We start from the raw sequence: 14,081 nt of genomic DNA, 5'->3' as shown, positions 1-14,081 counted from the left end.
AAAGGCTCCGGAGCTTTCATTATATTTTTAAACTTCCGCCCTTAAGAGAAGAAGTTCCAATCGTCGGGCAGGTTATACACACCCTGCATCTCAACGGATGTAACGAAGCCTTCCGCAACATCCTGAATGGTATGACCTGAATCCAGAACACTCAGCCAGTAAGCCTTACCGTCCGCATCCGAAGGTCTTCCCAGCAGGGCAACATAGAGCTGCTCAACCTGATCTGCCGCAGAAAGGGTGTCGAAATCAACGCCCGCAGCCGTTTCATACTCTGCGGACTTCATGAACCAGATGGTCATATCGCCCACAGACAGGTTATGATCTTCAACCAGATCTGCCCAGTACTGGAAGCCGTCAACTTCGGGCTGTCTGCCGAGAATCTGGGTGTAGAGCGATGCGACATATGTCAGTTCATCGCTGTTATCGATATTGTATGTTCCGTCGGCAAACTCGATGTGCTCGGAGTTCAGGATAACATCCTTTTCTGACGGGTTGGAAACGGGGCTGATATAAGTCAGACCATGGTCACGGGTAATGATGTAGTCCTTCATATTGCCGCTGTAGACCACGGTATCCATTCCGTCTCCGCCGTGCATAAAGTCGTTTCCGTCGCCGCCGGACATGCGGTCGTTTCCGCCTTCGCCGAATATTCTGTCGTTTCCTGCCAGAGAGCCGACAAAGTCGTCGCCGTCGCCTGCATGGAGTTCATCGTCATCCGCACCGAGCAGAATGTTCTGACTGCCCTCTCCCGCAAACACGATGTTGGCTCCGTCACCACCCCTCACGGTGATTCCGCTGCCTATGATGACCGCAAACTCAATGTTCTGCAGGTCAAGGTGTGTTCCGGCGGGAAGAGCGGAGGCATCAATAACGATCGCCTCTTTGGGAGTTGCGGTTCCTGCGGGTGTGGTTACACTGTTTGCCGTACCGCTTATGACGACAGGTGTTGCAGGAACGTCCGTTCCGGCAACTGTCAGGGTCACCTTGTTCACTATCAGAGTGTCGGTGGAGTCTGAAAGTGTCTGGAGGAAGCCCGAACCGCCCGCCAGCATTCCTGTTCTGGCTCCGTCTGTTGTGGGTGCGGTCGTATCGATATAGTAAAGCAGGTCGCCTATTGCGTCGTTCAGCGTTCTGTTGTCAACAGGTGAGCGAACGCCGCTGGTGGCTATACCCACGCCAACGGGAAGGCTCGCAACCGTAGCCCACTCCGTTCTTGAGCTTTCGCCCCAGAACAGCGGGATCTCAGCTGTTGCGGCGGGTCCTTCCTGATTCACTCTTGTGTCGGTGACGGGTGCAACGGTCACCGTTTCGGTCTCAACCTCACGGGTCACTGTGTTTCCGTTCAGGTCGGTGTATGTCTGGGTAACGGTAGTAGTTTCAGTTGTAACCGCAACTCCGTCTACAGTTTCAACAACCTTGACACCGCTCACCGTTATGGGGTTTGTGGTGTCGGCAGTGTTGCCGCCAGTTACAGGTCCGTTCCAGTCGTCGGCCAGAGAAAGGTTATATGCGGTTCCGCCGGAAGAGGCAGTTCCGTTTTTGTCCAGAAGAGCATTCACAAGGGCTTTGTCGGCGGTGCTCAGGGTCACTGAGAAAGTTGAACCGGAGCTTGTCTCAACCTTGGAAGTGGTTGAGAGTGTCACACTGCCGCCCTGACCTGTGAAGGTGAACTTGGTCACGTCTATGTCGTTTGCCGCACCGGGCTGTTTAACAAAGTTAGAACCGGTAACGGTGATAACTCCGGTTTCGGCGTTGTATGTTGCGGATGAAACAGCGGGCGATGCTGAACCGCTCACTGTCACAGCGTTTGATGCATCCGCAGCCGCAGGTTTCGTAACACTCCAGCCGGAAGCCGCCGCAAGGTTGAAGGTTCCGCTTCCGCCTGCCGTTGTTCCGTTGGAGTTCAGAATACCTTTAACGTTCAGAAGGTCGGTCTCTGTCAGTGTCAGGCTGAATCCGTTTGCAGTTGCCGCAACGGTGTAAGTTCCGGCCAGCGTATAGGTGTTTCCGCCCTCGCCCGTCAGGGTCAGCTTGGTGGCATCGATAACATCGCCTGCCGCCAGTCCGGTTCCTGTGACTGTAATAACCCCTGCCGCCGCATTGAACGCTGCATTGGTTATTGCGGGGCTTGCTGTCACGCTCACTGTTGAGGACACGTTTGGTGTCACAGTGTTGTTCTCCGCACCGCTGTCGCTTATTTCCGTGAGGGTGACAACCCTGTTGCCGCCTGTGGGTGTTATTCCGGTATTTTTATATGCCGCACCATCCACAAGAGTTCCAAGCTCTGCTGCGTCAAGATCGAGTCCGGTGAGTGTCACTGTGGCAGTGCCGTTTACGACTGTAACCGAAGCTGTTCCGCCCGCAACGCTGACACTGGTTCCGTTGGTAAGCGCAACGTCCACTCCCCCTATGGTTATGATTTCCGTGGAATCGGAAACGTTTGTCACTGTCAGTTTCAGCCCGGTGAAGGATTCGCCTTCATCGCCTGTATCGGCGGATGTTACCGTTCCGAACAGGTCTACGGGGGTTGTGGCGGCATATGCCAGAGTGCCTCCGGCAGCCGCAACAGTTACTGTGGGTATAGTGAACAGATCCTCAACGCTGACTGTTGCCGATACGTTGGGAGTGCTGACATTGCTTACGGTTCCGCTGTCTGTGACCTCGGTGATGGTTATAACCCTGTCTCCCGCAGTCAGTGTGGTATCTGTATTCAGGTAGCTTATTCCGCCCACCAGTGCGGCCATCTCTGTGTTATCCAGATCTATTCCGCTGAGAACCAGAGTGGCGGTACCGTTTACGACTGTAACCGAAGCTGTTCCGCCCGCAACACTGACGCTGGTTCCGTTCACCAGAGCAACCTCTGCGCCGCCTATCACAAGATATTCAGTGGCATCGGCAACGTTTGTTACCGTAAGCCTGATTCCTGTGAAGGTCTGACCGCTGTCCCCTGTGTCGGCGGCTGTTATTTCAAACAGGCTCACCGCATCCTCGCCTTTTTCGGTGAAGGTGACATCAGAACCTGTCACTGTGAGTTCAGGTTCTGAATACAGGTTGACGCTGACGGTTGAGGCAATGTTGGGGGTTACGGTGTTCGCCGCATTTCCGCTGTCCTTTATCTCCGTAAGGGTGATGACCCTGTCGCCAATGGTGGGTTCATCTTCATCGTTCGTATATGCGATGCTGTCAATGAGCGACAGTATCTGGCTGTTTGAAAGGGCAAGGCCGGAGAGCACAAGGGTCGCTGTGCCGTTAACAAGGGCGACAGATGCTGTTCCCCCTGCAACGGAGACAGAGTTGCCGTTTGTCAGTGCTATCTCGACGCTGTCTATAACTATATATTCAGCCGCATCCTCAACACCTTCAACCGTGAGGGTGAGGGATGAGAACGTCTGTGAATTGTTGCCTGTATCCGCCGCTGAGGCATCAAACAGTGCTATAGGTGCCGTTGTGGTCTGATCCGAAGTTCCGCCCAGTGCCGTCAGTGAAACGGTCGGAGCTACGTTGACCTCGTATCTTATGTCGGTTCCGCTCATCAGGAAATCCGTTGCTTCGAACTCTCCGTCCAGTTTCACAACAAGGTCAGCACCGTTGATGCCGTCCGTGTCGATGTAAAGGGTGGTTTTGTCCGTTCCGGAGTCGTAGCTGACCTGCATGGTGTCGGCCAGAACGTTGGTTCCGTTGCCTGCCACTGCATTATGATTGTCGAAATCTGCTCCTGAAATGCGGATAATATCATCTTCAGAGAAATCTTTTATCAGGTCTGTGCCGAAGTCGGTCACATTGTACATAACTTCCGTTGTGGATTCGGGATAGTACTCAACCGCTTCAAACAGGAATACGTCATTGCCGTCACCGCCTGTCAGCGTGTCGTCACCCAGACCGCCCACGAGGATGTCGTCCCCGCTTCCGGCTGTGAGGGTGTCGTTTCCGCCGCCGCCGTAAATAACCGAATCCACTGAACCCGTGTCGGTGAGCGTATCGTCACCGTCGAACAGATAGTAGGAGAGCTTTCCGCTCATCGGTGTTCCGCTGCTGTTCACTGTCAGGCTGGTGGCCGAGCTGCCGAATGTGTTGTTACCCCATACTGTGTCGGGCAGGCCGTGGCTGTCCAGAATGGCCAGAACAGAGCCGGAGAAATCGTTGCCGTTCACATTCAGGATTACGCCGCTGGACTGGAACTCGTTGAATATCGCATAGTCGGTGTTGTTGAAAACGTTGTCCTCAACTGTAATGGTCACACCGTTAAGTCCCTGATATACAGTAACGCCGGCACAGTTGCCCGAGCCGTCCACAGTACCTGATATCGTGTTGTCTGAAACGGTGACATCACCTGTCTGTCTCAGGATTATACCTGTGGCACCGTAGACGTTGTTTTCAAAGCCGAGATCGGAGATCGTGTTGCCTGTTATTGTGGCTGTTGTTCCATAACGGTCGGTATTTGAAGAGCCTATCTGAATACCGTTCTGGCCACATGTACCGTCAACTCCAGCTCCGGTTATATCGTTGTCCGTAATTGTAATGTCAAGATTCGGTCCCCAGCCTACGATTCCCGTCTTCTGGTAGTTGTAAATATCAGAATTTGTGACCGTTACGCTGACCGGAGTGAACAGTGCGCTTCCGGCCTCCGCAAGGATACCGTAGTTTTCGCTTTCGCCCCACATATCGCTGTCGGAGCTTCTTATATTCTTAATCGTCACTCCGTCCACAACAACATTGCTGTTGGCTATTCCGATACCGATAAAATCGCCGCTTCCGTTGTTCAGATCCATAACAGCCTGATCACGGCCGTCTATGGTGATATTTTTGATTATGACTGTTCCGGCTGAGCCGTTGGTGTCAACGTTTATGACGGGCATACGCCAGCGTCCGTTATTGGTAAGCTCTGTGGGATTCACAGCCTGAAGGTCTGCTGTGTCCGGAGATTCGATCACAACGTTTCCGCCCTGGAAGGCATCAATGGTGACAGCCTTCGTTATGCTGAACTGTCCTCTGTAAACACCCTCATGGATAAGGATAGTGTCGCCGTCCTGAGCCATTGCGAGTGCTTCGGCAAGGCTGAATCCGTCTGCGGCATCGCCGTCGGTGTCGAAGTCAGTCTGGGTGACGTGGATAATGTTGCTGGTCACTGTAACTTCGGATGTCACAGTTCTGACTCCGTCATCCAGAGTTACCTGAATGTTTGCATCGCCGAAAGGCGTGTCGTTTGTATAGCTGATGGCCTCGGCCGCACTCTGAACGAGAGCGGTCGTGGCGTTTCCATTAAAATCGATAGTGAGTTTGCCGTCTGCCGATGAGTAGCTCCATGTGGCAAATGACGTTCCGCCGGATGAAAGAGTTCCGTTGGAATCAGCACCCTCTGTGATCGAACCTGTGACGGTAATTCCGCTTGCGGCGGCAAAACCGAACACGTCATATTCGCTTCCGTCGGCATTGCCTGAGGAATCGACCCGCTGAACGGTAAGGCTTGCGCCGTTCCATCCTGCGATATCGTTCTCCGCATCGCTTATCTCAACAGCAGGAATAAGCCCTGTTGCCGCAGAAGCGAGGGTCACGGAAACGTCTGTTCCGCCGCCCGCACCGTTCAGGTCGAGGGTGGGAGCACCAATGAAAATATCTGCGCCGTTGAAGCCGAACTGGCTTGCGCTGAACTCACCGGACAGATTTATCTGAAGATCTGCTCCGTCTGAGCCGTCGGTATCAATGAACAGGCTGGTGGTGTTTGTTCCTGAATCATAGCTGACCTGCATTGAAGCAGCCTCAACGTTGGTTCCATCGCCTTCCAGAACGATATGATCCGAGAAGTCAGCACCTGTGACCCTGATGGCATCGCTCTGGGTCATATCGGTGATGGTGTCCACACCGAAATCCGTGATGTCGTATACAACAACAGTAGGAGCTTCGGGAACTGTCTCCTGAGCCTGGAACAGGAAGACGTCCTCTCCTGCGCCGCCTGTGAGGGTATCATCCCCCAGACCGCCCGCAAGAACATCGTCTCCGCTGCCTGTGGTGATGGTGTCGTCTCCGCCGCCGCCGTAAACAACTGAGTCAACAGAGCCTGTGTCTGTGAAGGAGTCGTCTCCGTCATACAGATAGTATGCCACTGCTCCCACTGCCGGAGAGGCAGTGCTGTGAATGCTGATGGTAGTGGCATTGTCGAAGGGCAGTTCAGTTGAGGGATCAGCAATGATATAGCTGTCGTGAACCGCTATTGTTGCGCCGCTGAAATCGTTTGTGCCGACTGTCAGAATATGTGTTATATAAGCTTCGTTCAGGATGCCGTAGTCAGCGTTGGTGAAGGTGTTGCCGGAAACGTTCATCTCAATGGTGCCGTTCAGAACATCATTTATGCCCACACCTGAAAATCTGCCGGAACCATCTGCTGTGCCTTCAAATGTATTGCCTGTAATTGTTAAATCACCGGCATTTACAATAAGCACACCGCTTGCGGCGTATACACTGCTCAGAAATCCGAAATTGGTTATGGTGTTGTTGGTTATCGTTGCCGTTGTTCCTGTGCGCAGACCGCCTGAACCCACCTGAATGCCGTTCTGACCGGCTACTCCGGCTGTTCCGGAACCGGTTATGGTCGTGCTATCCACAGTGAGATTCAGCATGGGTCCCCAGCCGACTATACCTGTTTTCTGGAAGTTGGATATATCGGAGTTCTGGATTGTAACGTTAACAACACTGCTGAGTGAGGAATCCGCCTCGGCCATTATCGGGAAGTTCTCTCCCCAGCCCCATTCGCCGCTGTCCTCACAGCGGAAGTTGGACAGGGAAACGTTGTCTATCAAGACATTAGAGTTTACTATGCCTATGCCGAGGAGGTCTTTATTGTTGGCAAAGCCGTCAGCCAGACCCTGATCACGGCCGTCAACCGTGATGTTTTTTATGGTCACTGTTCCTGCATCGCCGCTGGTGTTGACGTTAAGAACGGGCATACGCCAGCGTCCGTTGTTGGTCATCATGTCGGGAAGAACCTGAACAAGATCGTCGGCATCGGGCGATTCTATCACAACGTTGCCGTTTTCGCCGTTCAGAGCATCAATGGTCACAGCCTTGGTTATGTCGAACTGGCCTCTGTATACCCCGTCATGGAGAAGGATCGTATCGCCGTCCTTCGCTATTGCCAGAGCTTCGTAAAGGCTGAGACCGTCAGCCGCATCGCCGTCGGTGTCGTAATCCGTCTGGGTAACGTGGATAATGTTGCTGGTGACGGTTACTTCGGATTTTGTAGTTATCATACCGTCATAAAGTGAAAATTCTATAACTGCATCACCGTAGGGCGTTGCATTTTCATAACCGATGGATGAAGCAACCTCCTGAACAAGTGCAGTTGTCGCATCGGAATCGAAGCTGATAAGCAGTTTGCCGTCGGCAGTGGTATAGCTCCATGTGGCAAACTGAGTGCCTCCGGTTGTCGAAAGAGTACCGTTTGAGTCCGCCCCATGTGTAATGCCTGATCCGTTGACTACAAAATTATCAACAGATACGAACGAGAATACGTCGTGTGCGCATCCGTCGGCAGCACCGCCTGAATCCACACGCTGAACAGTAAGGGTTGAACCGTCCCATCCGGAGACATCGTTCTCAACGTCGCTGATTACAACAGAAGGAGCAAGCCCGCTCTCTGCCGCACCGAGTGTCAGTGTCACATCCGTTCCCGCTGTGCCTCCGTTCAGATCCAGAACAGGAGCAGTACCGTGTCCCGTAACGTTAACGGCTGTGGTGGAATCACTGATATCGCCGCCTGTAACAGGCCCGTTCCAGTTATCTGCAACGGCAATGTTATAGACCGTGCTGTCGGATGAGCTTGTTCCGTTCGCATTGAGAATTGCTTCCACTGCGGCTTCATCTGTAGCACTGAGCGTTACAGTGAAGGATGTGGCCGAAGTTATCTCCACATCGGATGTATTTGTAAGAGAGTAGGTCCCGCCGCCCTCACCTGTGAAGGTAAATGCAGAGACATCTATGTCGTTTGCCGCACCCGGCTGATGAACAAAATTTGTTCCTGTTACGGTCAGAACACCTGTGAAAGCATTATAGCTCACACCGGATATGGCCGGAGCGGAAAGGTTGCTCACGGTTACACCGTTTCCGGTTGAATCCGCAGGAGCGCCTGCCGTCCATTCGGCAGCTGCGCCAAGATTGAACGTTGTTGAGCCTGCTGATGAGGTTCCGTTCTTGTTCAGCAGCCCCTCCACAAACAGCTGATCTGTGGCATCAAGTGTAACGGTGAACGATGTAGCGCTTGAGGCCGTTACAGTGTATGAACCTGCAAGGGTATAAGTATTTCCGCCCTCTCCGGTTATCGTAAGTTTAGTGGTGTCAATGGAATCTCCGGCAGTAAGCCCCGCTCCGGTGACAACCAGTTCACCTGTGGAGGCGTCATAGGTTGCAGACGTGATCGAAGGCTCTCTGACAGTTACAGTGGAGCTTATGCTTAAGGCTGCCGTATTGGCAGATGCTCCGTCATCGGTTATCTGGGTGATCGTTACCACACGGTTGCCCGCAGTGGCAGTTGAATCATCATTTTTATATGTTATGCCGTCGACAAGGGTTCCCATATCCGTATTGGAAAGGCTGAACCCTGTCAGGGTTACGGTTGCTGTTCCACCGGATATACTGACTGATGCCGTTCCGCCGGAAACGGAAACCGAGTTGCCGTTCGTAAGCGCAACATCCGTGCCGTCTATGGTAAGATATTCCGTGGTGTCGGCAACGTTTGTAACAGTGAGCTTAAGCCCTGTGAATACCTGTCCGCTGTCGTTTGTATCTGCTGTGACAGTACTGAAAAGATCAACTACTGTGCCGCTTGCTTCATCAAACACGGGCGTTGCGCCTGTGGCCGAAAGTGTGGGAGCCGCAAATGCGGAAGACACCTTTTCAATTATGATAAAATCATCAAACTGAGCTCTGAATGTTCCGGCCACTCTGGTTATCCAGACAACATCCACATCGTCAAAGTCGGATGAAAGTACGATATTGTTCACAGAGTTGCTCAGTGCCGCCACAGACTGTTGTGCAACCTGAACCCCGTCTTTGTATCCCACAATGTTCATACCTGATAAAGACATGACGGACCCTTTCACTGTGAAGCCGTGGAATTCGAACGATTCGCCGTTTTCGGATGCGATAACCAGACTCATAACGTTTCTGATGGTTGTCAGATCCCATGCGTTGTTTACAGAAGCGTACATGGTGTCGTCAGTAGCATTATACTGCAGACCGCCGCCGGAATCACTTTGTGTAACTATACTGCCGAGGCTCGTTCCCACTGCGCTGGCAGTCATTATAAATTTAATATTGTCAAGGTTTGATGACGCTACGGAACATTCACCAGCCCACCCTGACTCTGCAAGGCCGGTCGGCATTGATGCAAAGTCGACAATCACAGTCTCACTTTCACTGTCAGCAATTGCAACGGAAGCAAAAGCATTAAGGTTAGTTGCGGAGGATGTCGTTCCGCTTTCGTCGGTCACCCTGAGAAGCAGAACCCTGTCTCCGGTCTCATCGGCCGCCGTAAGTTCAAGTGTACGCAGAACCGCCTGATATTCGGCTATGGTAGCTGTTCCGGACAGAGTGAGAACACCTGTGCTTGAATTATAACTTGCGGTTATACCGCTGGCTTCGGTTATGGCAAGCAGGTCGCCTGCCTGAAATCCTTCAGAAAATTCAACTGTCGCACCTGTGATATTGTTCCCGTCAACGTCAGTGATAACAAGGTTCGGAGCAACAGTTATCACGTCTCCTGATTCTCCGTAAACGATACCCCGTGCGCCTGTAAGAAATGCAGCCATATTGCCGTTGAATATATCAAGGGGAGTTGAATTGTAAATATCGTTCACAAGTTCGTTGCGAATACCCGAGCCGCCAAGATCGGTATATGAAACAATAAGCTCTGTGCTTGTGCCATCGTAAGCATATAGACTTCTAAGGTTATCTATTCCTGCCGTGGCAAGGAAATAGATCTTACCGTCATGGTAGGTAAGGTTCGTTATTCCGTATGCGTTGTTTGCAGTATTGATATTTGTAATTTTGTTAAAAGCGGAACCGTCGTATTTATAAAGGTCAAGGGCATAAGCAGACGCACCTCCGACAACATACAGCTCACCATTCAGAACAGTTGCTTGATATACACGGGTGCCCGCCCATTCGAGCTGGGGTGTTTCCGAGGCTCCGGTTCCGATGGAATACAGATAGCTGGTTTCAGAAGATGGAGTAAGGTCGGTCAGTGTGAAATAAAGTCTGCCGTTGTATTCACACATCTGTCCCGGGTGCAGATATTGATTGGCGTTGCTGGTCACTTTTACAGCGTTACCGGAACCGTCTATTTTGTAAATATTTTTTATGCTGTTGCCGCCGACGGTTTCACTGCCGACAATATAGGTTGTTCCGTTGAACTCAACAACATAACTCGACTGGTTGGACGGTGCGCCTAGAATAGTAGAGCCGCCGCTTATGGTCAGTGCGGAAACGGTTGTACCGTCGTAGGTGTAAACTCCGCCGCTAATATAAGAGCCTGATGCTTCATTGCATGCGAAATAAAGCTTTCCGTCAGCATATTCAAATATTATGCTCTGGTGGGATATGATATCTATAACCTTTGAAACGGTCTCCGTCTGAGCATCGAATTTGTATAAATAGTATTTTGACGAATCTGTAGATGCTGTGGCAAGCATGTAAACGTCGCCGTCATCAGCCGCCACCATGGTTGAAACAGCGGAAAATGTTATCCCCTCATAAAATGTAAAATCCACTCCGTCGAACTTTGCAAATGTTGCATAAAGATTTGCATTATTATCATATATTACCGCATAAATAAGGTTGCCGTGCACAAGCATGTTTGATGAAAGTCTGTCCGGCATAGCATATCTGCTGTCTGCAATTGCCGACCCTTTATCGCCGTCAATATTATACCCTGCCATTGTGTTGAAGTTAGCGTTCAAAGTGTCTGTTAATCTCAAAAGAATAGTGTACGGAAGCGAAGAAACACTATCCGCTACTGTTACCGTTGATGTTATATTCGGAGAATATGTGTTATTTGAACTGCCTTCATCAGTCACCTGCGTAACTGTGATCACACGGTTGCCGATGGTCACACTGCCTGAAGTGTTTTTATAAGTCATGCCGTCAATCAGTGAGCTGAAAGCTGAATCGTTAAGATTGAGCCCTGTCACTGTCACCGTGGCTGTTCCGCCGGATATACTGACTGATGCCGTTCCGCCGGAAACGGAAACCGAGTTGCCGTTCGTAAGCGCAACATCCGTGCCGCCTATGGTAAGATATTCCGTAGTGTCGGCGACGTTTGTAACGGTGAGCACAAATCCTGTGAAGTCCTGTCCGCTGTCGTTAGTATCCGCTGTAACAGTATCAAAGAGGTCAACATCAGAACCGCCTTCGGTAAACGTAGGAGTTTCACCAGTTGCTGAAAGGGTGGGAGCAGTCAGAACAGGTGTGGAGCTGATATTGACAAGTTCAATATTATCAATCACCAGCTGCATAGGCAGGCCGTTTGCGTATATGTAAAAACTGGTAATATTGTCAAAACCCGCAACACCTGACAAATCGACAGTAACCCCGCCGTTATCATCCCCTTCGTAGTCTATTACAACTGTGTATTCGGTACCGTTGCTAGCTATGATCTTGATATCCTGACCGATGTGGTCAACATTGTAATTGTCGAATATGGATATGGATTTCAGGGTGAAATATTTGCCCGACTGAAGATCAACATCTATCCGTGTCGAAGCATATTCAGAATCCAAATCGCCGTCCATCATGTCAAATGAAAGAATATCCCCGCTGAATCCGGCACCGATATCCATTCCAAAAATAGCAGATTCCGCTCCGACAGAAAAATCTCCCCCTGTTGAAACTATCTCAATGGTTTCACCATTTTTCGTCTGGGTTGCTGTTGAGTCAACCGTTGCTCCTGTATCGTCACTTACAGGTGAAGTGTTCGCTTCAAAATCAAAGGTGATATCGATAGGTCCGCTGACGTTAACAGTAGCAGATATGTTGGGAGCCGCCGTATTTGAGGAACTGCCGTCGTCCGTTATCTGCGTTACGGTAACCACACGGTTCCCGTTTGTTGCTGTCGTATCAAGATTTTTATATGTTATTCCGTCAATGAGCGTTCCCATGGCAGCATTGGCAAGGCTTACACCGGACACTGTCACAGTGGCCGTACCGGCTGCTATACTGACAGAGGCTGTTCCGCCGGACACAGCAACTGAGTTGCCGTTAGTAAGAGCTACGTCGGTTCCGCCTATGGTAAGATACTCTGTGGTGTCGGAAACATTAGTAACCGTAACTATAAATCCTGTGAATACCTGTCCGCTGTCGTTAGTGTCCGCTGTAACAGAGCTGAACAGGTCAACTCCGGTGGTGCTGCCCTCTGCATATGAAGGTGTTGCGCCGGTGGCTGCTAAAGTAGGGGCTGCATCGGCAGCCGCAGCAGTGATATTTTCTACGCTTATGTTATCGAGCTCAATAAAAGCACCACCTGCCGGAGATGTTATGGTAAACCATGTGATACCGTTAAAGTCAGCATCTCCTGCAGGAATTGTTACAAGCTGTTTCGTGATCGATCCGGTATCTATAAAGGTGAAAGTATATGACCCGCCGCTATCAGTTGTTATTGTAAAATCTTCATTTCCCGCACCGTTCTGGTTGCTTATATAAAATGAAACAAGGTCAAACGCCTTGCCTGATTCCACTGAAACCTTTATTGATGTTTCTTTTTCATCCCAACCGAAATACAAAGCCTCCGCATCCGCACGCCCGTCAGGAGCACCGCCGACAGATGAGCTTATGATCTGGGAAGCAGTCGCCTCAACCGTAAATTCAACACCTGAACCAGTATCGTCATATGTAACTGTTTTCGTTCCCAGTCCCGATGTAGTGCCGTCTCCGGCTTCAAAAGTCAAAAGAGCCGTGTCCGAAGGTGCAGGTGTGTTATCTAAAACAAGATCATCGAGCATCAGATCTGCTCCGGTTGTTGAGACCACAATCTTATAAACAGATCCGAACGATGAAAGATCGAATGTCACAAAACCCTGAGGTGAAGTAACATCATGTATTGTAACTGATTTGCCGGGAATAGCATCCCCGTTCTCATCATATGCCGTAACAGTTATATCGGGTGTCGGTCTTCCATCAACAGGGTTGCCGATGTAATTTCCAGCTGCGTCCCATGCAGCCTTGATGGAAGTGGGGTTGAAAGCGCCTCCGCCTTCCATGGCTATGCTTATTGAGTGAGGGTGTGATGAATACGAGTCATTCTCGCCGCTCCAGAGTAACTCACCACCAGTCATGGGCTGAAATATAGAGAAACCTGCATTATCAGGATCATCAAGGGTAAATACCAGTGTATTGCCGTCAGGTGCACTATACTTCAGACTTGAAGGATAACCATCGGCAAACCCGCCGGAGACAGTTGAAAGAACTGACCACAGAGGATCTTCAACTTCAAACGTATAAGTTACGGAATCGAGTACACCTGCATATTCCGCTGAGACCGAATCAACATTGATCTCTGCGCTTCTGAACTCCAGCACCCAGTCGCCGCCCTTATCTGCCGCACCTGTAAGGTCTTCTGAAGCCGCAATATCTGCTCCTGTCGCCTGTGCAAGTGATGCTATCAGAGACTTGCCTTCATATCCGGATGCTACATTACACCCATAGACCAGAATGTCACCCTCTTCTGAAAGCGATGAGCCTATTACCGAAAGAACTGCTGAATACTCATTTATATTAGTGTCCGAAAGCTGCACCGAGCCCAGGTTTATGACTCCGCTGCTGCCGTGGGATATTATGTGCAGAGCATCAAGATCACTATAATCTTGCAGAATTTCAGCCATCTGCTCAAGGGCATCAAGTTCAGAGTTGATTATAAAAACTTCAGAATTTGCTCCGGCCTCGGCTGCCAGCTGTTGATAATTCTCAACATTATTAAGAACGAAGGATACTTGTTTGAACGAGCTCATATGTCACCTTTTAATCCTTTTAACGCATTTGTGTATGCGCCGGATAATCATTTTTGATTTTAAATGGTGACTTTTGCTTGTGGTATGTTT

Annotated in this window: 1 protein-coding gene; it reads right to left on the bottom strand. The window is 50.5% G+C overall.

The annotated features are described in order from the left end of the window. Positions 1 to 41: 41 nt before the first annotated feature. Positions 42 to 13,991 carry a DUF4347 domain-containing protein gene (locus C8D98_RS03725; protein WP_132872142.1) on the bottom strand — a complete coding sequence of 4,650 codons (13,950 nt, stop codon included), beginning with the start codon at positions 13,989 to 13,991 and terminating at the stop codon, positions 42 to 44. Between the last annotated feature and the right edge of the window lie 90 nt (positions 13,992 to 14,081).

This window comes from Seleniivibrio woodruffii (assembly GCF_004339245.1).
GTDB lineage: Bacteria > Chrysiogenota > Deferribacteres > Deferribacterales > Geovibrionaceae > Seleniivibrio > Seleniivibrio woodruffii.
This window is presented reverse-complemented; position numbering and strand designations above follow the sequence as displayed.